The organism is Rhodocaloribacter sp., assembly GCF_056451265.1.
Genome location: NZ_JBWOPL010000071.1, coordinates 20,082 through 40,969, shown reverse-complemented (window position 1 = coordinate 40,969; position 20,888 = coordinate 20,082). Strand labels below are relative to the sequence as shown.

Here is a 20,888-nt window from a genome sequence, read left to right as displayed (position 1 = left end):
TGTCGGTAGTCTCAGGTTGCCGAAACGGTCGTCAGGCGATAGCCGACGCCGCGCACGGTTTCGATCCGCAACACCGGCCTTCCCTTGAAGCCGGCCTGCGCGCTTGCCAGCTTCTGGCGGAGACTGGAGATGGTGACGTCGATCACGTTGTCGGTCACGTAGAAGGGATCTCCCCACACCCGCTCGGCGATAACCGTCCGGGAAAGCACTTCATCGGGGTGGCGCATGAGGTCTTCGAGCAAGGCGTATTCCTTGGGGCGGAGGTCCATCGGGGCGCCGTCCAACACGGCCTGCCGACGCCGCGTATCGAGTTCGAGCGAGCCCAGTCGCACCACCTGTTCCTGCACCACGAGCGGCGGCCGCCGGAGCAACGCGCGCAACCGCGCCAACAGCTCTTCGAACTTGAACGGTTTGGCCAGATAATCGTCCGCGCCCGCGTCGAGGCCGGCTACGCGATGTTCGAGGTCGCCGAGCGCGGTAAGCATCAGGATAGGGTACTGCCGCCCGGCAGCCCGCAAATGCACAATGACGGTTTTGCCGTCGCGGTCGGGCAGCCGCCAGTCCACGATCAGCGCATCGTACGCGTTGGCCAGCGCCAACGCCTCCCCGTCGATGCCGTTATAGGCCACGTCGACCAGGTAGCCCTCCTCTTCCAGTCCGGTCTTGAGCGTATCGGCCAGACGCATTTCATCTTCAATGAGAAGCAGCCACATAATTGCCTCGCGCTGTTTGGATCTTGCGTTCTCCTCCCATCTCCCGACACCGCGCAATGTTTCCTACCTTAAGAAAGTTTCAGGCTCACCGAAAGGATGACGCGACCGGAGGAGGCCCCGCCCCGCGCCTTAAACTTTTTTCAGGACTTCTTAAGGTAGGTTTCAGGTTCATTTTTAGATCTTGGCCCCGCAGCGCTGAGAAGCCTGTGTGTCGAAACGTGTCGATCGCGTGTGAGGGCGAAATGTCGTGGATCCTGATTGCATTTGGATTGGCCGGATGGTTCCTTCTACTCCTGGCAGGTTGGTTCATTCTCGACCGTAGCCTGCAATCGAAGCCCGAACGCATCCGCGCATCCAGAAAGCCGCGCCCGCGCCCGAAAGCATCGGCCCGTTCGGCAAACAACAAGCGTAAACCTGACTCAAAAGATTATACGGAGGCAATATCATGAAAATGTTGACCACACTCCTTTTTGCCGGCATGATGCTGGCCGGCGCATACCCTACCATGGCGCAGCACCGGCATGGGCAGCCGGATTCCACGAAGCAGGGCGGCATGATGCAGGGCGGCATGATGCAGGGCGGCATGATGCAGGGCGACATGATGCAAGGCGGCATGATGCAGGGCGGCATGATGCAGGGCGGCATGATGCAGGGCATGATGCAGGGCGGCATGATGCAGGGCATGATGCACATGCATATGAACATGATGAAGCAGATGATGAGCAACCCGCTCAAACGCTCCTCGCTCATGATTTACACCCTGCCCACCATGAAGGACCTGCTCGACCTCTCGGATGAGCAGGTTTCAAGCATGAAAGACGCCGTGCGGGCTTACGAGAACCAAGCAGCCGAACTCAAGAAAACGGCCGCCAAAACCGGCGAGCAGCTCAAGAGCGCCCTCGCCGCCGAAAGTCCCGACCCGGCTCGAGTGAAGGCGTTGCTCCGGGAAAACGCGACCCTCCACGCGGACCTGAAAGCCCTCGACTTCGAAACGGCCCGCAAGATGGAAGCGCTGCTGACCCCCGAACAGCGCCAGAAGCTGGCCGAACTCACGCCCATGCAGATGCACCATCACATGATGGCGAACATGACCATGATGGAGATGATGAAAGCCATGGGCGGCATGATGGGCGGCGGCATGATGGGCGGCGGCATGATGCAGGGCGGCATGATGCAAGGCGGCATGAAGCACGGCGGCATGAAGAGCAAGAAAAAAGCTGGAATGAACCAGCAATAGGTTTCACCGCGACAGCCACGACTTCGCGCGCACGCCCGGGGTCATTCCCGGGCATGCGCGCTCAAATACGGAGAAAATCATGTATGACGGATGGATGTGGGGCATGCACTGGGGCTGGTGGATCTTCTGGATTCTCGTCATCATCATTCTGGTGTCTCTCCTCTGGAGAAATCAAACGCCGCCGCCCCCCGGTCCTCCCCCGAATTCCCGCAAGGAATCCCCGCTGGAGATCCTCAAGCGGCGCTATGCCGCCGGGGAGATTTCCACGGAAGAATACGAGGAGCGAAAAGCACGCCTCGAACGAGACCAATAACCCGTTCCCGAACGAATATGCGATTACGACGGTTCTTCCTCCTGACGGCGCCGACGCTTCTTATTACGTCGGCGCTCTTCGTCGGCTGCACCCCCTCGGAGGCCGGCCTTCCCACCGTAACCGTCTATAAAAGCCCCACCTGTGGCTGTTGTGAGCAATGGACGGAGCACCTTCGAGAGAACGGCTTCCCCGTGAAGACGGTCGACATGCCGGACGTCACGCCCATGAAGGCCCGCTTCGGCGTGCCGACGCGCCTGGGATCGTGCCATACGGCCGTGGTGGGTGGATACGTCGTGGAAGGACACGTGCCCGCCGACGTCATCCGGCGCATGCTCTCGGAGCAGCCCGACGTGACCGGCCTCGCCGTTCCGGGCATGCCCGTCGGGTCGCCGGGGATGGAAGGCAGGCGACCGCAACCATACGATATCGTCGCCTTCGACCGAAAAGGCCGGCAGTCGGTCTACGCAAAGCGTTGATCGCATCCGGCATCCGGGGAGCGCCACAGAAGCTCCTGCATCGATGCGCTCTCCGGATACCTTTGTTTTTTAACGATCTCATATGTAACCACCGCAATGTTTTCTCTTCCCGACTGGGCGCCCAACGTTCACCCGCTCCTCATCCACTTCCCGATTGCGCTCCTCACCATCGCCGTGCTGTTCGACGCCGCCGCGCTGGTTGTGCGCAAGAAGCAAGAGGAGGTCCGTGCCGCCGCCGTTGCGCTGTTCACCCTGGGCGCCGTCGCCGCGCTCGCGGCGTTCTTCACGGGCCGCGCCGCCGCCGACTCCGTTCTGTTGCCCGCCGCCGCCCAGACGCTCCTCACCGACCACGCCGACTGGGCCGAGCGAACCGTCTGGTTTTTCGGCCTCTTCGCTCTCGCCCGCCTGGCCATGCTTCGGCTCGACCACAAGGGGCGACTCCCCGCAAAACATGCGTTGAACATCCTCGCCTTCGTGATCGGGGCCGGGGGCATTTTTCTGCTTTTCCAGACCGGAGACCGGGGCGCGCAAATGGTCTTCCGGTATGGGATCGGCGTGCAGGCCGTCTCGCAGGAAGGGCTCGAACGGCATGATGACGACGCCGATCATGACGAAGCGGACGAAGAGGAGGACCACGAGCATGCCCCCGGGGAAGCGCACGAAGAGGAGGACCACGAGCATGCTCCCGGGGAAGCGCACGAAGACGAGGGCGCCATGGTCATGCACCCCGTCACGACCGAAGACGGCTCGTGGCGATGGGAGCCCGGCGCCGGTGCGCGACGCGCGCTCACCGAAACGTTCCGTTTCTTCGAAGGCAGTCCCGAGGACCTGAACGTGGAGGAACAGGACGGGCAACTGGCCCTGCGCCTCGAAGGCGGCCCCGTCCTCTTCGTCACCGGCGATTCCCTCGTGAGCATTCAGGGCGACGTGACGCTCAACCTCGACCGGTTCGACGGCTCCGTTCGCATCGTCCACCACGTGCGCGACGCGCGAAACTACGACTTCCTCGCCCTCGAAGACGGAAAAATGCGCCAGGGGCGGGTGCGCGACGGAGCCACCGAGATCTTCGACGAGGAAGAACAGGCCGGCAGCGGCTGGTTCACCATGCGCGTCGTCAGCGACGGAAGGCACTTTCGCGGCTACGTGGACGGCAAGCTGGTCGTACACGGGCACGGCGACGCTCCCGCCCCCGGCCTCGTGGGCCTCCGGCTCGAAGGCTCCGGAACGGTGCTCCTCCGGCTCATCGTCGTGCAATCGCTGCGCTGACCGCATCCGTGCCAATCAGACAACCGTCGTTGGAACACCTTAATAAAATTTAAGAGATTTTTAAGGAAGTCTTCAGGTTGACCGCCCTTTCTTGCGGGTGTTCGGACGACCAGGCGGCAGGCTTGCAACCACTCACCGGAAGACCCACCTGGAACCACATCCCTCGACGTCTTTCCCCACCTGGAAAGGCGAAAAGGGAAACGCAGCAAAACCGTCCGAACATGTGTGGCTAGCGACAGCCGGGTCTGCAGATGATGCGACCCGGCTGTCGTATTTTTATGCAAAGCGCCGTACCCTGCATCTTCCTCTTTCTTCGTGATCCCCAACCCCACGATCCTATGAAAAAGAAAGCCCTCCTGACCGGCGTGGCCCTTCTTCTTTTCGCCGGTCTCCTGAACGCCCACACCCTCTTCATCAAACTGGACACCTATTTCCTCGAACCCCATTCGACCGCCACGATCGCGCTGGTCAACGGCACGTTCGACAAGAGCGAGAACGCCATCGCGCGTCGCCGCATGACCGACGTGAGCGTCGTCGGGCCCGGCGACGTGGTGACGCACCCCGACACCGCCCGCTGGCGCGAGCAAGGCACGCTGACGCTCCTCGACCTCGAGACGGGCGCCCCCGGCACCTACGTGGTCGGCGTCTCGACCGCCCCCAGCATGATCGCACTCGCCGCCGAAGACTTTAACGAATACCTCGAGCACGACGGCGTCCTCGACGTGCTCGAGGCGCGGAAACGGGACGGAGAACTCGACCTCGATGCGCGGGAGCGGTATTCCAAACACGTCAAGGCCATCTTTCAGGTAGGCGACCGGCGCACCGACGCCTACGGGCATCGCCTCGGGTATCCCGCCGAGATCGTGCCGGTGAACAACCCCTACGCCCTCGGCGTCGGCGACACGTTCGAGGTCCTCGTCCTCGTTGACGGCCGGCCCGTCGCCAACCAGATCGTCGAAGCCAGTCATGAGGGCTATCACGGACACGATGAGCATGGCGAGCACAGGGTCGCCGTCGAGACGCGCACGGACGAGGCGGGCGTGGCGCGCATCCCCCTCGAAGCCGCCGGCCGCTGGTACGTGAAGCTCATCCACATGGCCAGAGTCGATGACGGCGAGGCGGACTACGAGTCGAAGTGGGCGACGCTGACCTTCGAGGTCCGGTGATCCCGCACGCATCGCCGGCTACTTTCGCTCGCGGCATGGGCTCCGGACGACGAACCCGTGCATGCCCCCTTTCTGAAGGATTTTTAAGCCTCGCTTAAGGTTCTTTTAAGGAACGAAGAGCGAACTTGAGAGGGCGAACACGGGTCGCACGTCGCGGTGGTTGGTGCGGGGCCCGCACGTACGCTCCTGAGTCGGGTGGCGAGTGCGGGTCCCGATCCCCGCGACGGACCGACCGCTCCGGTTGTGCGCATCTCTCAACTTTCGGGGAGGCAATGCCATGGAAACGACAACAATGCCCACCCGAAGCCGCCTCCACTGGAAACCCGTGGGGCTGGCTCTCGGCTCTTTTCTCGCCCTTTCCTACCTCCTTTGCGTGATCTGGGATCTGCTGATCCCGGGACAGGCCATGTATCAGTCCTGGATGCAACTGTTGCCGGGCTTCACGTGGCTGAGTTGGGGAAGCTTCTTCCTCGGCCTCGCCGAGTCCTTCCTCTACGGCATCTACGTCGGTGTGGTCTTCGTCCCGCTCTACAACTTTTTCTCGGCGCGATCCGCTGACGGGACCGGCTGACCCCCTCGGCGTCGGGCAACGTCCGAGATCAGGCGCTCGACACCAATCCTTTTTCCGCGTCCATCCGGACGGCCCTTCCCCCGCCCGCAGGTCCCTTTTCCCCTTTCCTCCCTCATCCCACACCGACATGGAACGCGACCCATCCACCGAACCCGTTGCCGGACACGGTCACGACGGACACGAACACGGAAAGCACCCTCACGAACACGGCGCGCATACGACCGGCGACGGCAAGGAACACGCGCACGAGAAGCACGGCGGGCACGAGAAGCACGGCGGCGGACACCACGACCATCACGCGATGATGGTCGCCGACTTCCGGCGGCGGTTCTGGGTCTCGCTCATCCTGACGATCCCCATCCTTCTGCTCTCTCCCCTGATCCAGCGGTTCCTGGGGCTGGACGGCAAGCTCAGCTTCAGCGGAGACCTGCAGCTCTCGTTCGTCCTCTCGTCCGTCGTCTTCTTCTACGGCGGGTGGCCTTTCCTGAAAGGGCTCTTCACGGAGTTGAAAGGCCGAACGCCCGGCATGATGACGCTCATCGCCATTGCCATCACCACGGCGTACGTGTACAGCACCGCCGTCGTCTTCGGGCTCGAAGGCAAGATCTTCTTCTGGGAGCTCGCCACGTTGATCGACGTGATGCTGCTCGGGCACTGGATCGAGATGAAATCGGTCATGGGCGCTTCGAAGGCGCTGGAGGAACTGGCGAAGCTGATGCCCTCGGAAGCGCACAAGGTCATGCCCGACGGCAGCGTGGTGGACGTGCCGTTGAGTGAGCTTCACCCCGGCGACCACGCGCTCGTCAAACCCGGCGAGAAGATCCCCGCCGACGGCGAGGTCGTCCGCGGGCAGAGTTCCGTCAACGAGGCCATGCTCACGGGCGAGTCGATGCCCGTACCCAAGACCGTCGGTGACGTCGTCATCGGGGGTTCCATCAACGGCGAGGGGGCCCTCACCATCGTCATACAAAAGACCGGGGCGGACAGCTTCCTCTCGCAGGTGATCGACCTGGTTCGGGAGGCGCAGGAGTCGAAGTCGAAGACGCAGGATCTGGCGAACCGGGCGGCGGTGTGGCTCACGGCGGTCGCGCTCGGCGGCGGCGCGCTGACGATGTTCGTCTGGTACGTATGGGTGGGGAAAGACTTTGCCTTCGCTCTCGAGCGCACCGTCACGGTGATGGTCATCGCCTGTCCGCACGCGCTCGGGCTGGCCGTGCCGCTCGTGGTGGCCGTCTCCACGGCGCTCGCCGCCGGCAACGGCCTGCTCATCCGCGACCGGACCGCCTTCGAGGCCGCGCGCAAGCTGAAGGCCATCATCTTCGACAAGACCGGCACGCTGACCGAAGGGCAGTTCGGCGTCACGGACACGCTCGTGCTCTCCGACGGGATCGCCGAGGACGAACTGCTCGCCTATGCCGCGGCGGTCGAGGCGCACTCCGAGCACCCGATCGCGCAGGGCATCGTGCGCGCGGTGGAGCAACCGCCGGAGGTCGAGGCGTTCCGGGCCATCCCCGGCAAGGGCGCCCGCGGCCGCGTGAACGGACGGGAGGTCATGGTCGTCAGCCCCGGCTATCTGCGCGAACAGAACCTGGACGTGGACGATCCCCGCATCGACCGGCTCTCGGAGCAGGGCAAGACCGTCGTCTTCGTCGTCATCGACGGCGCGGTGCAGGGGGCCGTCGCGCTGGCCGACATCATCCGGCCCGAATCCCGGGAAGCCATCGCCGCGCTCAAGGCCATGGGCATCCGAACGATGATGCTCACGGGCGACAACCGCAAGGTGGCGCAGTGGGTGGCCGAAGAGGTGGGGCTCGACGAGTACTTCGCCGAGGTGCTGCCGCACGAGAAGTCGGAGAAGGTGAAGGAGGTGCAGGCGCGCGGCCTGACCGTGGCCATGACCGGCGACGGCGTCAACGACGCGCCGGCGCTGGCGCAGGCCGACGTGGGCATCGCCATCGGAGCGGGCACCGACGTGGCCGTCGAGACGGCGGACATCGTGCTCGTGCGGAGCAACCCGAAGGACGTCCCGGCCATCCTCCGCCTCTCACAGGCGACGTATCGAAAGATGATCCAGAATCTGTGGTGGGCCGCCGGATACAACATCCTCGCGATCCCGATCGCCGCCGGGGTGCTCTACGGCTACGGCATCGTGCTCGGCCCGGCCGCCGGCGCGGCGCTGATGTCGCTGAGCACGGTCATCGTCGCCATCAACGCCCGCAAGCTCCGCGTGGAACGATAGAGGGCGGAACACCCGGTAAACGGCGTCAAACGCTCCCCCTTCCCCTTCGCTTCAGGTTTTCCGGGACCGATGAAGAAGCCGCGAATCGCCCTTTCCTGAAAAGTATTTCAGGTTGCTTTAAGGTGATTTTAAGGTTCTCGACGGCACCTTGCCCCCGCTGCGTAGTGGTTCTTTTCAAGTTCAGGTTCGCTCCCCGGACCCCGTGCGGCGATGACGCTGCGGGGCGGCCGGGTTCGGCCGATCTACGCGGCGTTCCTTCCAGCCACAACCGGTGAACGCCATGAAACAACCGTTACCACACCTTCTTCCTTTTTGGATCGGGCTCGTCCTGTATGCGCTGGCGGGCATCACGCCCGCCTCGGGGCAAGAAGCCGACGGTCCCTCGGATGCCGACCGTTTCTTCCCGCGCCAGGGGTTCATGCTTACCGGCTACGGCGGGGCCGGATACAACGTGCTCCTGGCCGACGGCGAGACGCCCAACAACTTCTCGACCATCTTCGCCCCGATCATGCTCTTCCAGATCTCCGACCGCTTTCTCTTCGAGGGAGAGTTCGAGTTCGAGATCGAAGAAGGCGCCACGTCGACCGACCTGGAATACGCCCAGATCGACGTCTCGCTCAACGATCACTTCACGCTCGTGGCCGGGAAGTTTCTGCTCCCCTTCGCCAACTTCTCCGAGCGGTTCCACCCGACCTGGATCAACCGGCTGCCGAGCGTCCCGGCCGTCTACGGCTCGCACGGCGCCGCGGCCGCCCCGTCGGCCCCCATGTTGCCGATCCTCTCGGACATCGGCGTGCAACTGCGCGGCGCGTTCGACCTGGGGAATTTCCAGACCGTCACGGCGGAAGTGTTCGTGACGCAGGGGCCGGTCGTCGCTCCGGACGAGGAGGAAAGCGCCGACGGGCATGATGAAGGCGGACCGCTCGCCGCCGCGGGAAAGGGAGCGGCCATCCTCAGCGGTGGAGACGCCGGCGGCCTTGCCTTCGGCAGCAACACTTCGGACAACAACGACAACAAGATGGTGGGCGGGCGGCTCGGCTTCAGCATCTCCCCGTATTTCGAGGCCAACGTCTCCGGCATGACGGCCGCCTACGACGCCGCGGGAGATCTCAACTTTAGCGCCCTGGCGTTCCACCTCGAAGGTCGTCATGGCCAGTTTACGCTCCACAGCGAGTTCATTCGAACGTGGCAGGACCTTCTGGAGGTGGAGGAACACGAGGGGCTTGCCGCGGCCAAAGGCGCCTCCGCCACGGGCGCGCTCAATGAAGGCCTCGTCGAGACGCTCGCGCGCAGCGGCTACTGGGTCCAGCTGGCCTACCGGTACGGCCCCTGGCAACCGGTCGTGCGCTGGTCGCAGCTCTTCGACGGCAAAGCCGGCAGCGAGACCCTCGTGAACGCCGGGCGACAGGTGGCCCTCGGCCTCGACTACTGGTTCGAGCCCGCGTTCGTGCTCAAGCTGGAATACCTCATCAACGATGAGGAAATCGACATCGACAACAACCGTCTCGCCCTTCAACTGGCGTTTGGGTTTTAACCCGGAGGTACCGATATGCGACTGTTTGCTTCTTCGCTCATCCTCTTCGTGATTGCCTACCTGGGGCTGGCCTCCCGGACGCCCGTCCTTCCGGAGCCCGGCGACGAGATCGCCCTCGCCGACACCACGCTGGCGGCGCGCATCGGCCTCGGCGCCGAACTCTTCTCGCGCACCTGCCAGCGCTGCCACAACCCGCGCGGACCGGCCGAGCGGACCGATCGGGAGTGGGTCATCATCATGCAGCACATGCAGACCCGCGCCAACCTCACGCGGGAACAGGCCCGCCTGGTGCGCGACTTCCTGCTCGCCTCGAACGACGCCGACCTCGTCCCCGGACGGCTCCGCTCCGGTCTGGAGACGCCCACCGAGATCACCGACGACCTCATCGCAAAGGGACGGCTCGTGTATCAGGGCGCAGGGACGTGCTTTGCCTGCCACGGCGCCAACCTCGAAGGCGGCCCCATCGCGCCCAGCCTGAGCGACGCGCAATGGAAAAACGGCTCCGGCGACTATGCCGACATCCTGAAGACGATCCGCAACGGCGTGCCCGGCACCGCCATGGCGGCCTACCCCGGCGGCATCACCGACGAACAGGCCCAGCAAGTGGCGGCCTACGTGTGGGCCGTCTCCCACGGACGGGTCGACCGCTAACCCCCCTTTGTCTCATCCTCAAGAATATGGCGACGGTTCACGGAGGCACGGGAATGCCCGGCTTCCGGGCTTCCACTTCGCGCAACGTGCTTCCGTGGGCCGCGCCATGTTTTTCCCAACGGAGAAGTCCATGAACAGACACGCGCGTTTCCCCCTGACGATGCTCGCCTTGGCCCTCGCGGCGCTGGCGATCACAGCCTTCACGACCGCCCCCTTCACCGCGCCGGAAGCCGACCCGGTCGAGGTCGTCATCCGTTCCGTCGGCAACGAACTGCGCTTCGACACGACCGCCTTCAGCGTCAAGGCCGGGCAGGACGTGCGACTCGTCTTCGAGAACAAGGCCACCGTGCAGGGGCTCGCTCACAACGTCGTCATCCTCACCGATGCCGAAGCCATCGACCGCGTCGGGACGGCCGCCCTCTCCGCCGCCGCCAACGACTACATCCCCGAAGACGAGGCCATCCTCTTCTACACCCCGCTCGCCCAACCCGGAGAGACCGTTGAGGTCACCTTCACCGCCCCCTCCGAACCGGGCGAATATCCGTTCATCTGCTCGTTTCCCGGTCATTACGTACTCATGCGAGGTGTGATGAAAGTGACCTGATCGTCCCTTCAAAGCTCCCGCGCCTTACGCTGAAAAAAGTTTAAGGCGGATTTAAGGATTGCTTAAGGTTGGCGGGTCGATCTTGAGACGTGAGCGTCGAACAGGAAACACAACGGAGCGCGTTGCCATGAAGGAAGTCAAAGCCTACCTGCGTTGCCCGAAGGTGGAGAGCGTCATCGAGGCGCTGGAAGAAAACGGGATCACCGGCATCACCGTCATTGACGTGATGGGGCTCGGGCAACTCGCGGACCCGCACGCGAGCAAATACTCGATCAAGTGCGTCGAACGGTATTCGGACGTCGCCAAGCTGGAGGTCGTTTGCCGGGATGAAGACGTTCATCGCGTCGTGGAACTCATTCGAAAGAACGCCTACACGGGTTTGCCGGGAGACGGCATCATCTTCGTTTCTCCGGTGGAGATGGCGGTGAAGATCCGCACTGGAGCCGTCGACGAGACCGGCCTGTAGGAACGTCCTTCCCTCACCACGCCTGAATCTCGGAGGCGCCCGACATGGAAAAAGACCCTGTTTGCGGCATGGCGATCGACCGGCACAACCCGCCGGCCCGGATGGACTACCGGGGGCGAACGTACCTTTTCTGCTCCGAGGATTGCCGGCGAACGTTTGAGCAACACCCGGAGCGCTACGCGACCGATCCCCCGAACCTTACCGATCCGCCCGCTTCCGGGGCGAACGAGGGGCTCGCGTAGGCGGCGCGTCATGCGTGAGCCCCGCGGCTGCGAGCGAAGCGCGCAAGGGCCGCTGCTTTCATGACCGCAGCGGCAACGTGAAGGTGAACGTCGCGCCCCGGCCCTCCCCCTCGGAGACGGCCCAGATGCGTCCTCCGTGCTCTTCGACGATCCGCTTCACCAGCGTCAGTCCGATGCCGGTGCCCTCGACGTTGTTGTCCAGGCGGTTGAACAACCCGAAGATGGTCTCCAGATACCGGGGATTGATGCCGACGCCGTTGTCCCGGACGGCGCACACCACCTCGCCCTCTACGACGCGCGCCTCCACCTCCACGCGCGGCGCCGGCTGATCGCCCATAAACTTGAGGGCGTTGTCGATCAGGTTCTGAAACACTTCCAGCAGCCGCAGCCGATCGCCGAAGACTTCCGGCATGCGGGCGGGCACGCGCACTTCGGCTCCCCGCTCGGCAAGCCGACCGCCCAGCATCTCCACGGCTTCGCGCACCAGACCCGACAAGGCGACGGCCTCCGGCGGGTTGACCACGCGCCCGATCCGCGAGAGCTCCAACAGATCCCGGAGCAGCCGGGCCATCTTGTCGGCGGCGCTGTTGATGTGGGCCACGTCCCGGCGGAGCGCTTCCACGTCCCCGCGGAGCGCATCATTCTCGAGCAGGCCGAGGAAGCCCTTGATCGTCACCAGCGGTGATTTCAGGTCGTGCGAGACCGTATAGGCGAAGCGTTCCAGCTCGGCGTTCTTCGCTTCCAGGTCGCGCACGAGCTCCTCGCGCTGCTCCTCGATGCGCTTGCGCTCGGTGATGTCGCGTGTGATGGTCAGCAGGCATGAGCGGCCGTTGAGTTCGATCCGGTCGCCGGAGAAGAGGCCCGTCCGAAGCTCGCCCCAACGGGTGCGGAAGGTCACCTCGACGTTGCTCACGAACTCCCCGCTGCGGATGCGGTCGACGAGCGCTTGCCGATCGGCCATTTTTTCCCAGAGGCCCAGTTCGGCGGTCGTGCACCCGAGCACCTCGTCGCGACGATACCCGGTCAGGCGCTCGAAACCCTCGTTCACCTCGATCAAGCGCCCCTCGTCCATCGTCGCGATGCCGATGATGTCGGGGCTCGCGTGGAACGCCTTGGCAAACTTCTCCTCCGACTTCCGCAGGTCCTCCTGGGCCCGTTTCCATTCGGTGATGTCCCGGAAGGAAGCCATGATCGCCAGCGGCTTGCCGTTTTCGTCGACGATCAGGTTGGCCGCCAGATAGATGTCTATCCACTTCCCATCGGAGCGAACGGTGCTGAGTTCGCCTTTCCAGTACCCCCCGGCTCTGATCTGTTTTTCGAGTTCGCCGAAGGGAAAAGGCTCGACCCGGAACTCCGTGATCCGCTTTCCGACGACCTCCTCTTCGCGCGCATATCCGAGCGCTTCCAGGAAAGCGCGGTTCACGTAGGTGAGCACGCCCTCCATGTCGACGAACGCGATGGGTTCGACCGACGAGGCGATGGCATATTCGTGGAGGCGAAGCGCCTGTTCGATGCGTTTCTGTTCGGTGACGTCATGCGTGATGGCCACGAGGCACGGTTCTCCGCCGAGTTCTATCACGACGGCGGAAACGCGGCAGATGTGCACCGCTCCCGTTTTGTCGACCAGCGGGAGTTCGAGGTCTCGCACGCGGCCTTCGCGTTGCAACCCCTCCACCATCCGGCTGCGGTCGGCATACCGCCATATCCCGAGCGCTTCGGAAGTTTGGCCGATGACCTCCTCGCGCGCGTATCCGCTCAGGCGGTGGAACCCTTCGTTGACGTCGATGAAGAGGCCGTCCCGCATCCGGGTGATGGTGATGGAGTCCGGGCTGGCGTGGAAGGCTTTGGCGAACCGCTCTTCGGAGGCCTCCAGCGCCGCGCGCGCCTGCCGGCGTTCCAGCATCGAGCCGATCCACTGGCACAGGAGCCGTATCGTCTCGCGATCCGCCTCGGAGAAGGGCGGGCGCTTCGGCTTCGTGCTCGAGAAACTCAGCGTGCCATAGCGCTTCTCGCCCATCCTGACGGCCACGCCGAGGTAGGACTCCAGGTGAAAGTAGGCGAAGCAGGGATGCCGGGCATAGGCCGACGCCCCGGCATGATCGATCGCCAGCACCTCGTCGTTTTGCCATACCGCTTCGCAGTACGTATAGCGGAGATCGAAGGATTGCCCCGGCTCCAACCCCGTGCCGGGGGCAAAGCATGCCTCGATGTGATATTGTCCGTCCTCGATGCGGCTCAGGAGGCCAATCTCCATACCCAGGAGCTGCGCGGTCCGTTCGAGGGCGTCGCTCAACTGGCGGTCGAGGTCGCGGCCGCTCTGCGAGGTAACGTCGTAGAGCAGGCGCATGCGCTCGATGCGCTCCTCGAGCGCGCGCTCGGCCTTCCTCCTCCCGGTGACGTCCACGTACATCGCGAGGACGCCCCGCACGCGGCCCCTCTCGTCCAACTCCGGCACGGCGTGCATCAACGTGTCGATCACGCCTCCGTCGCGTCTCACCAGGCTGCGTTCTTCTTCGACGGAGAGCCCCTGAAGACTGCGATGATACCCGCTTCCGAAAAGCTTCTCCTTCGAACCGGGCGTATAGAAACGGTCCAGCGGTTGCCCCACCACCTCTTCGCGCGCATATCCGAGATGCTCAAGAAAACGATCATTGCAGGCCGTGACGTACGACGCCCCGTTGCGATCCTCCGTCTTGACGTACATGATCGGCGCGGACTCGAAGAGCTTGCGGTAGCGTTGTTCGGCCGCTTCGATCCGCTCTTTCACGCGCTTCTGCGACCTGATGAACCGCTCCAGCCCCAGCAAGACGGGCAGCATCAACAGGCTGACGAGCAGTCCCGGGAGTTCGACCAGGCGCCCGGGCGCAAAAAGCGCCGTCCCCTCCCACACCGTCGACAGCGTGAGCGTCTGGCGAAGGGCCATCAGGGCATATAAAACCGCGAGGAGTCCCAGGCGCCAGTCCCGCAAGCGCCACACCAACACCAGCGCCCACCCGAGCCCGATCAACCGAACGGCAATCGATAAAAACAGAATAGTGTTCATATCACAACAACAGGGCGAACGCGAAGGGCAGACGGCGGCACAAAAGATTCTTTAGCGCCCGCGCATGCGAAACAACGCCGGCGCCATGCCTCGCAGGTTCGCATGCCCGTTCCACCACGAGGCGACCCGCTCGTTCCGGGAAACTGCCCGTAGGTACGCCGCCCCGGAGCTTTTCGTTCACGGTGCGGAAAAAGGCCCCGCTCCCGGGAACCGGGATTCCCCTACAAGACACGGCGGCGATCCCCGGCGAAGGCTTTGGTCGTCCCAAGATAATCTTTCCCGTCTTTATCTTCGCAAGGCCCGCGCCCCCGGTTCTTTTCCACGAAGGTCGCCCCCGAGACGACGCCTCCAGGCCGTCCCCGACGACCCGATCCATCCATCGTTCAGCAGCAACCCTTTGGGTTCAAGTCATGAAAACCGACGAATACGCCCGACAGCCCGTCCTCCAGACCCTCAACGCCCTGAAGACGGACAAAGAGAACGGTCTGAGCGAAGAAGAGGCAAAGAAGCGGCTTCGGGAGTACGGCTACAACGAGATCAAAGAAAAGGAAGAGCCTCTGTGGCACCGCATCTTCCGCCGCTTCTGGGGACCGATCCCGTGGATGATCGAGGTCGCCGCCATCCTCTCGGCCCTCGTGCAAAAGTGGGAGGACTTCGGCATCATCATGGTGATGCTTCTCGTCAACGCGTTCATCGACTTCTTTCAGGAGCACCGCGCGCTCAACGCGCTCAAGGCGCTCAAACAGCAACTCTCCACCGAGGCCATCGTCCTGCGCGACGGCAGGTTCAAGGCCGTCCCCACGCGCGAACTCGTGCCGGGCGACCTCATCAAGCTCAAGATCGGCGACATCATCCCGGCGGACGTGCAGCTCGTCGAGGGTGATTATCTGCTCGTCGATCAGTCTACCCTGACGGGAGAGTCGCTGCCGGTGGGCAAGAAACGGGAGGAGGTCGCCTACGCCAACACCATCGTCAAGCAGGGCGAGATGCTGGCCGTAGTGGTCAACACCGGGGCGCACACGAACTTCCACACGGTGGTCTCGCTGGTGGCGCGCGCGGAGCGGGACGAGAGCAGCCATTTCCAGAAGATGGTGATTCAGATCGGCAACTATCTGATCCTGGTCACCATCGCGCTGGTGTTGCTCATCCTGATGGTGGCGCTGTTCCGTCACGAGCCGTTCCTCGAAATCCTGCGGTTCAGCCTCGTGCTCACCGTGGCCGCCATTCCGGTGGCGTTGCCGGCCGTGCTTTCCGTCACGATGGCCGTGGGCGCGCTCAACCTGGCGCGGCGGCAGGCCATCGTCAGCCGTCTCGTCGCCATCGAAGAACTCGCCGGCGTCGACGTGCTGTGCAGCGACAAGACCGGCACGCTGACCCAGAACAAGCTGGAGGTGTCGAAGCCCGTCGTCTTCAAGGGTTTCGAGGAAGCGGACCTGCTGCGCTATGCCGTGCTCGCCTCGCATCTCGAGAACAAGGACCCCATCGACCTGGCGATCTACCGGTACTTCTCCGAGCACTTTCCCGGGACGGACCTGACGCCTTTCCGGCAGGTGCACTTCACCCCGTTCAACCCCAACATCAAGCGCACCGAGGCCGAGATCGAGCAAGACGGCGAGCGTTTCGTGGTGATGAAGGGCGCTCCTCAGGTGCTGCTCGAACTGGCGAACCCGCCCGAACAGGAGCGACGGCACATCGAGAGCATCGTCGAGTCGTTGGCCGTGAAGGGATACCGGACGCTCCTCGTAGGCCGGAAAACCGACGGGAAGCTCACGCTCGTCGGCCTGATCCCGCTCTTCGATCCGCCGCGTGAGGACTCGAAGGAGGTCATTCGAAGCCTCAACGAATACGGGGTGCACGTGAAGATGATCACCGGGGACAACGCGGCCATCGCCCGAGAGATCGCCCGTCAGCTCGGCCTCGGCACGCGCGCGGTGCGGTCGGCCGATCTCAGCGGCAGCGCCGGAACGGGCCTGCTCGAGCTGGCTTCGGTGCTGGCCCGCGCCATCTACCATCGGCTCAAGCCCGACGTATCCGACGCCGAGGCCCGACATTTCGCCGAGGAGGTGATCGAGGAGGTCCGCCAACAGTTCGACACCGAAAAACTCAACCGGGAGTTCGTCTACGCCCACGAGTCCTCGATCATCCGGCTCGTGGAGGAGGCCGACATTTTCGCCGAGGTAGCGCCGGAGGACAAGTATCGCATCGTGGAGTCCCTGCAAAAGGCCGGGCACATCGTGGCCATGACGGGCGACGGCGTCAACGACGCGCCGGCGCTGAAGAAGGCCGACTGCGGCATCGCCGTCTCGAACGCGCTCGACGCCGCGCGCGCCGCCGCCGACATCATCCTGACGGCCCCGGGCCTCGGCGTCATCAACCAGGCCATCCGGCAGGCGCGCATCACCTTCGAGCGCATGAAGAGCTATGCCATCTTCCGCATCGCCGAGACGCTGCGCATCATCCTCTTCATGACGCTGAGCATCATCGTCTTCAACTTCTATCCGATCACGGCCCTGATGATCATCATCCTGGCCCTGCTCAACGACATCCCCATCCTGGCCATCGCCTACGACAATACCCGGATCGACCGGAAGCCCGTGCGGTGGAACATGAAGGAGATGCTCACGATCTCCTCTACGCTCGGCGTGACGGGCGTGATCTCATCGTTTCTGCTCTTTTTCTTCCTCGAATACTTCCACTTCTCCGAGCCGATGATCCAGTCGATGCTTTTCGCCAAGCTGGTCATCGCCGGGCACGGGACGATCTACAATACCCGCATCGACGACTGGTTCTGGAAGCGCCCATACCCGTCGCTGATCCTCTTCAGCGCGACGTTCTCGACGCGGGTCATCGGCACACTCATCGCCGTTTACGGCTTCCTCATCACGCCCATCGGCTGGACGTACGCGCTGTACATGTGGGCTTACGCGCTGTTGTGGTTCGTCTTCAACGACGCCGTCAAGATGGCCACGTATCGCTTCATCCGGCGGGAGCGGCTCCGCGCCATGAAGAAGCTCCACACCGCCGTGACCGAGGCATGAACGCGCCTGCCGGGGATCGCTTCTTTCCGAGGGCAAGGGCGTTCGGCGTGGGGCTCCGCTCCGTGGGCCTTCGCCTCTTTGCCGGACGCCTTCCCTCGCTGCGGAACGCGCGGCCCCTTGCGCCACGGAACGTCTATCCGCGGTTCTTGAAGAGCAGCCCGCGTTTGCTGAAGACAAACTCCATGACGAAGACCGCCAGGTACATGCCGAGGATCCACAGGAGCGTGGGACGGGCGGTGTGCCAGAGATAATAGACCAGCGTAGTGACCGTTGCCAGCATCAGCACGAACCCGGGCAGGATCAGCCCGATCTTGCTGTGGGTCTGCCTGCGCAGCCGGATGTTCGCCACCGAGACGCCGATGGAGACGAGCAGGAACGTCATGCTGGAGAACGAGGCGATGAGTTCGAGCCCGCCGAGGAGCGTCAGCGCCAGCGCAAAGGCCGTCAGCGCCACGACGGCCACCCAGGGCACGTTGACGCGGTTCCGGAACGAGAAGGCGTGCGGCATCTTTTTCGAGCGCGTCATCTCCGCCATCATCCGCGCCGCGCCGAACATGGTCGCATTGATCGCCGAGGCCGTCGCCAGGAGGGCGGCAATGGCCACCAGCACCCGCCCGGCATTGCCCAGCGCCGGCTCCGCCGCCACCGCCAGCGCATATTCCTTCGCCGCCACGAGCTGATCCAGCGGCAGGCTTCCCACACCGACGACGGCCAGCGTGACGTAGATGAACGCCACGATCCCGACCGCGCCGTAGATGCCGCGCGGGATGTTCTTCTCCGGCTCGCGGGTCTCCGTGACGGCGTTCGTGATGAGCTGAAACCCCTCATATGCGACGAAAATCAGCGCGCCCGCCATGAAAACCGAGGTGACGCCCTTGTCGAACACCGGAAAAAGGTTGGCATGCTTGACCGTGCTCAGTCCCGCGATGCCCAGCAGAGTGAGCAAGATGATCTTCGTATAGACGACGAGATCCTCGGCTTCTCCGCTCGTCTTTGCCCCCATCAGGTTGACGAGCATGAAGAACAGGATGATGCTCGCCGAGAGGACCATCCGCACGTTCGCCGCGCCGCCCATGTCGAAGAGTTCCGCTCCATAGGCCCCGAAAGTGAACGCGTAGAGCGCGAGCGTGCCGATGTATCCGATGATGACCGTCCAGCCGACGACGCCCGCGACGTTCGGCTGCCGGGGAAAGGCGCGTTCCAGGTACGTGAAGCTCGCGCCGTCGTCGCGGTAGGCCAGCGCCAGCTTGACGTACGAGTAGCCCGCCGTCAGGGCGACGATGCCGCCGAGCGCGAAGGCGATGGGCGCGGCGTGGCCGCTGATGCTCACGGCCAGCCCGAGCACGGAGAAGATGCCGCCGCCGATCATGCCGCCCACCCCCATGGCGATGAGTTCCTTCAACCCCAGCGCCCCCGAATTTTTGCTCGAATCGTTCTTTTGGTGAGACAAGGTGTGTTGCCCGGTTTTCATGATGCAGGGGATTATCAGGAAGGAAGGAAGGAAGGAAGGTTCAGCCCGCAGCCAGAAACGTTTTCAGCCCCGTGAGCAGGAACTGCGCGCCCATCGCCACGAGGATGAGTCCGAGGAAGCGAAGCAAAATGCCGTGTCCGTGTTTGCCGATGCGCGCGCCCAGTTTCACCGTGGCCCACAGCCAGACGAAGAGCGACCCGGCGAGCACCGCGACCGCGCCGAGGACCGGGACCGTCCACCCCGGTCCCCTTGCCGTCAGCGTGATGACCGTGGTGATGGCGCCCGGCCCGGCAATCATCGGCATGGCGAAAGGCACGATGATCGGATCGTCTTTCGGCGCGCCCTTTCCGGGGTCCTGTTGCGCGCGCGTCCGCGTGCCGCCGAGCATCTCCAGCCCCATGAGCACGATGACCAGACCGCCCGCCACGCGGAAGGCGGCGAACGAGATGCCGAACGCGCTCAGCACCCAGTTGCCTCCCACCGCCGAGACGGCCAGGATGACGAAGACGGCCACCGACGCCCGCGCGGCTCCGCGCAACTGGTCCCGCCGGTCCATCCCCGCCGTCAGCCCCAGATACACCGGCGCCGCCCCGAGCGGGTTGGCGATAGCGAAAAGGGCCACAAGGGCTTGTATCAGTTCATGCATGGCCATTCTGGAACCTCTTCGGTTCTGTGATCCCCGGCTATAAATGAAGACGCCCGGCTATCCGGTGATGGAGACGCCCATCACCCACCCGATGCCGTACGTGACGGCGGCGGCGGCCAGCCCGAAAGCCATCTGCCGCATCCCCGAGTAGAGCACGCCGCGCCCGGTCATGAGCGTGATGGCCGCGCCGATGCCGAAAAGGGCCGCTGCGCTGAGCGCCAGGCTGGCCGCCACGGCGGTGTAACCCGAGGTGAACGCAAAGGGGGCCACCGGGAAGATCGCGCCGAGGGAGAACAGGACGAACGACATCCCCGCCGCCTCCCATGCCGAACCGCCGAGCTCCTCCGGATCGATGCCGAGCTCTTCGCGGGCGAGCGTATCGAGCGCCTGGTCTTCGTTTTGGATGAGTTCCTTCGCCAGCTTGCGCGCCTCCTCTTCGGAGAGTCCCTTGGCCTGATAGATGAGCGCCAGCTCGAGCTCCTCCTCCTCGGGGTTCGTCCGAAGCTCCTCCCCTTCGATGGCGATCTGATGCTCGTACAACTCCCGTGAGCTTTGCACGGAAAGCCATTCGCCGAGCGACATCGAGATCGCGCCGGCCAGCAGTCCGGCCAGGCCGGTGATGAGGATGGCCTGGTTCGAGAGCTCCGCCCCGGCCACGCCCATGACGAGGCTCAGGTTCGAGACGAGGCCGTCGTTGGCTCCGAGCACGGCGGCGCGGAGCGCATTGCCGCCGATGGCGCGGTGCCGCCCTTCGAGGCGCGCCAATGCCGGACCCTCCAGCCCGCCCGGCACACGGGCCTCGATGGCCTGCAAGATGCGCTGGTGCGACCGTTCGTCTGCGGGCAACGACGTATCCCGAGACTCCGGCTGTTGGAGGTAGTCGGCGCTGTCCGAGGCTTCGAGCGCCGTGATCGTCGGCAGCACGAACGACGGCCCGAAACGCCGGGCCAGCCACGCCAGCGTTCGCGCGCGGCGGCTCGGGCGCATCCGGGGCGCGGCCTCGCCCGCCTTCCGGAGTTGATCCGCCCAGAAACGGGCATGCCGCTCCTCTACCTCCGCCAGCCGCCGGTACACCTCCGCCAGTCGCTCGTCGGACTCGATCTCGGCGAACGTGCGATAAAGCATCGCGCTGTCGATCTCATCCTGCATGTTGGCCAGGTACCGTTTCCGGTCGATTTTCTGCTTCATGGTCTCAGTGGGTCGGGGCCAAAA

Annotated in this window: 18 protein-coding genes; 13 read left to right on the top strand and 5 right to left on the bottom strand. The window is 64.1% G+C overall.

Going from position 1 to position 20,888, the window contains the following annotated elements; translation table 11 throughout:
• Positions 1-11: 11 nt before the first annotated feature.
• Positions 12-713, bottom strand: coding sequence for a response regulator transcription factor (locus tag AC1HIY_RS12880; RefSeq protein ID WP_479577153.1), 702 nt, complete (start codon positions 711-713; stop codon positions 12-14).
• 478 nt (positions 714-1,191) lie between these two features.
• Between AC1HIY_RS12880 and AC1HIY_RS12875 the strand changes: the two genes are divergently transcribed.
• The 12 genes from AC1HIY_RS12875 (at position 1,192) to AC1HIY_RS12820 (ending at position 11,478) form a co-directional block, all read left to right on the top strand.
• A complete protein-coding gene (locus AC1HIY_RS12875) occupies positions 1,192-1,950 on the top strand; it encodes a Spy/CpxP family protein refolding chaperone (protein ID WP_479577152.1) in 759 nt (252 codons plus the stop codon).
• A gap of 79 nt (positions 1,951-2,029) precedes the next feature.
• The gene (locus AC1HIY_RS12870; RefSeq protein WP_479577151.1) at positions 2,030-2,263 is read left to right on the top strand and encodes an SHOCT domain-containing protein; all 234 of its coding nucleotides are present in this window, start codon (positions 2,030-2,032) and stop codon (positions 2,261-2,263) included.
• A 17-nt stretch (positions 2,264-2,280) separates the two neighbouring features.
• Complete coding sequence (locus AC1HIY_RS12865; protein ID WP_479577150.1) at positions 2,281-2,739, top strand: DUF411 domain-containing protein; 459 nt, start codon at positions 2,281-2,283, stop codon at positions 2,737-2,739.
• 96 nt (positions 2,740-2,835) lie between these two features.
• Positions 2,836-4,005 carry a DUF2231 domain-containing protein gene (locus AC1HIY_RS12860; protein ID WP_479577149.1) on the top strand — a complete coding sequence of 390 codons (1,170 nt, stop codon included), beginning with the start codon at positions 2,836-2,838 and terminating at the stop codon, positions 4,003-4,005.
• Between the two features lie 338 nt (positions 4,006-4,343).
• Positions 4,344-5,171, top strand: a complete 828-nt coding sequence (locus tag AC1HIY_RS12855) for a DUF4198 domain-containing protein (RefSeq protein ID WP_479577148.1) — start codon at positions 4,344-4,346, stop codon at positions 5,169-5,171.
• Positions 5,172-5,448: 277 nt separating this feature from the next.
• Positions 5,449-5,742 (top strand): DUF5676 family membrane protein, encoded by a 294-nt coding sequence (locus AC1HIY_RS12850; RefSeq protein ID WP_479577147.1) that lies wholly within the window; start codon positions 5,449-5,451, stop codon positions 5,740-5,742.
• A gap of 127 nt (positions 5,743-5,869) precedes the next feature.
• Positions 5,870-7,981: a heavy metal translocating P-type ATPase gene (locus AC1HIY_RS12845; RefSeq protein WP_479577146.1), complete on the top strand. Its 2,112-nt coding sequence runs from the start codon at positions 5,870-5,872 to the stop codon at positions 7,979-7,981.
• A gap of 280 nt (positions 7,982-8,261) precedes the next feature.
• On the top strand, positions 8,262-9,515 hold the full coding sequence (locus AC1HIY_RS12840) for a hypothetical protein (RefSeq protein ID WP_479577145.1): 1,254 nt from the start codon (positions 8,262-8,264) through the stop codon (positions 9,513-9,515).
• 15 nt (positions 9,516-9,530) lie between these two features.
• Positions 9,531-10,166, top strand: a complete 636-nt coding sequence (locus tag AC1HIY_RS12835) for a c-type cytochrome (RefSeq protein WP_479577144.1) — start codon at positions 9,531-9,533, stop codon at positions 10,164-10,166.
• Between the two features lie 130 nt (positions 10,167-10,296).
• Positions 10,297-10,770, top strand: a complete 474-nt coding sequence (locus tag AC1HIY_RS12830; protein ID WP_479577143.1) for a plastocyanin/azurin family copper-binding protein — start codon at positions 10,297-10,299, stop codon at positions 10,768-10,770.
• Between the two features lie 127 nt (positions 10,771-10,897).
• Entirely contained in the window at positions 10,898-11,236 is a 339-nt protein-coding gene (locus tag AC1HIY_RS12825) for a P-II family nitrogen regulator (protein ID WP_479577142.1), read from the top strand.
• Positions 11,237-11,280: 44 nt separating this feature from the next.
• Positions 11,281-11,478, top strand: a complete 198-nt coding sequence (locus AC1HIY_RS12820) for a YHS domain-containing protein (RefSeq protein ID WP_479577141.1) — start codon at positions 11,281-11,283, stop codon at positions 11,476-11,478.
• Positions 11,479-11,536: 58 nt separating this feature from the next.
• Here AC1HIY_RS12820 and AC1HIY_RS12815 read toward each other — a convergent pair whose 3' ends face one another.
• A complete protein-coding gene (locus AC1HIY_RS12815; RefSeq protein ID WP_479577140.1) occupies positions 11,537-14,521 on the bottom strand; it encodes a PAS domain S-box protein in 2,985 nt (994 codons plus the stop codon).
• A gap of 410 nt (positions 14,522-14,931) precedes the next feature.
• Between AC1HIY_RS12815 and AC1HIY_RS12810 the strand changes: the two genes are divergently transcribed.
• On the top strand, positions 14,932-17,559 hold the full coding sequence (locus tag AC1HIY_RS12810) for a plasma-membrane proton-efflux P-type ATPase (protein ID WP_479577139.1): 2,628 nt from the start codon (positions 14,932-14,934) through the stop codon (positions 17,557-17,559).
• A gap of 133 nt (positions 17,560-17,692) precedes the next feature.
• Here the strand turns inward: AC1HIY_RS12810 and AC1HIY_RS12805 are convergent, their stop codons facing one another.
• The 3 genes from AC1HIY_RS12805 to AC1HIY_RS12795 all read right to left on the bottom strand — a co-directional run bounded on the left by AC1HIY_RS12805 (position 17,693) and on the right by AC1HIY_RS12795 (position 20,864).
• Positions 17,693-19,009, bottom strand: a complete 1,317-nt coding sequence (locus tag AC1HIY_RS12805; protein ID WP_479577138.1) for an APC family permease — start codon at positions 19,007-19,009, stop codon at positions 17,693-17,695.
• Positions 19,010-19,070: 61 nt separating this feature from the next.
• The gene (locus AC1HIY_RS12800) at positions 19,071-19,676 is read right to left on the bottom strand and encodes a MarC family protein (protein ID WP_479577137.1); all 606 of its coding nucleotides are present in this window, start codon (positions 19,674-19,676) and stop codon (positions 19,071-19,073) included.
• A 57-nt stretch (positions 19,677-19,733) separates the two neighbouring features.
• A complete protein-coding gene (locus AC1HIY_RS12795; RefSeq protein ID WP_479577136.1) occupies positions 19,734-20,864 on the bottom strand; it encodes a VIT1/CCC1 transporter family protein in 1,131 nt (376 codons plus the stop codon).
• Between the last annotated feature and the right edge of the window lie 24 nt (positions 20,865-20,888).

What these genes read in the sequence shown, in the direction of transcription:
- AC1HIY_RS12850 (WP_479577147.1), top strand. Translation starts at nt 5,449, where the DNA reads ATGGAAACGACAACAATGCCCACCCGAAGCCGCCTCCACTGGAAACCC.
- AC1HIY_RS12880 (WP_479577153.1), bottom strand. Translation starts at nt 713, where the DNA reads ATGTGGCTGCTTCTCATTGAAGATGAAATGCGTCTGGCCGATACGCTC.
- AC1HIY_RS12810 (WP_479577139.1), top strand. Translation starts at nt 14,932, where the DNA reads ATGAAAACCGACGAATACGCCCGACAGCCCGTCCTCCAGACCCTCAAC.
- AC1HIY_RS12800 (WP_479577137.1), bottom strand. Translation starts at nt 19,676, where the DNA reads ATGCATGAACTGATACAAGCCCTTGTGGCCCTTTTCGCTATCGCCAAC.
- AC1HIY_RS12835 (WP_479577144.1), top strand. Translation starts at nt 9,531, where the DNA reads ATGCGACTGTTTGCTTCTTCGCTCATCCTCTTCGTGATTGCCTACCTG.
- AC1HIY_RS12830 (WP_479577143.1), top strand. Translation starts at nt 10,297, where the DNA reads ATGAACAGACACGCGCGTTTCCCCCTGACGATGCTCGCCTTGGCCCTC.
- AC1HIY_RS12815 (WP_479577140.1), bottom strand. Translation starts at nt 14,521, where the DNA reads ATGAACACTATTCTGTTTTTATCGATTGCCGTTCGGTTGATCGGGCTC.
- AC1HIY_RS12855 (WP_479577148.1), top strand. Translation starts at nt 4,344, where the DNA reads ATGAAAAAGAAAGCCCTCCTGACCGGCGTGGCCCTTCTTCTTTTCGCC.
- AC1HIY_RS12795 (WP_479577136.1), bottom strand. Translation starts at nt 20,864, where the DNA reads ATGAAGCAGAAAATCGACCGGAAACGGTACCTGGCCAACATGCAGGAT.
- AC1HIY_RS12875 (WP_479577152.1), top strand. Translation starts at nt 1,192, where the DNA reads ATGATGCTGGCCGGCGCATACCCTACCATGGCGCAGCACCGGCATGGG.
- AC1HIY_RS12860 (WP_479577149.1), top strand. Translation starts at nt 2,836, where the DNA reads ATGTTTTCTCTTCCCGACTGGGCGCCCAACGTTCACCCGCTCCTCATC.
- AC1HIY_RS12870 (WP_479577151.1), top strand. Translation starts at nt 2,030, where the DNA reads ATGTATGACGGATGGATGTGGGGCATGCACTGGGGCTGGTGGATCTTC.
- AC1HIY_RS12865 (WP_479577150.1), top strand. Translation starts at nt 2,281, where the DNA reads ATGCGATTACGACGGTTCTTCCTCCTGACGGCGCCGACGCTTCTTATT.
- AC1HIY_RS12820 (WP_479577141.1), top strand. Translation starts at nt 11,281, where the DNA reads ATGGAAAAAGACCCTGTTTGCGGCATGGCGATCGACCGGCACAACCCG.
- AC1HIY_RS12825 (WP_479577142.1), top strand. Translation starts at nt 10,898, where the DNA reads ATGAAGGAAGTCAAAGCCTACCTGCGTTGCCCGAAGGTGGAGAGCGTC.
- AC1HIY_RS12840 (WP_479577145.1), top strand. Translation starts at nt 8,262, where the DNA reads ATGAAACAACCGTTACCACACCTTCTTCCTTTTTGGATCGGGCTCGTC.
- AC1HIY_RS12845 (WP_479577146.1), top strand. Translation starts at nt 5,870, where the DNA reads ATGGAACGCGACCCATCCACCGAACCCGTTGCCGGACACGGTCACGAC.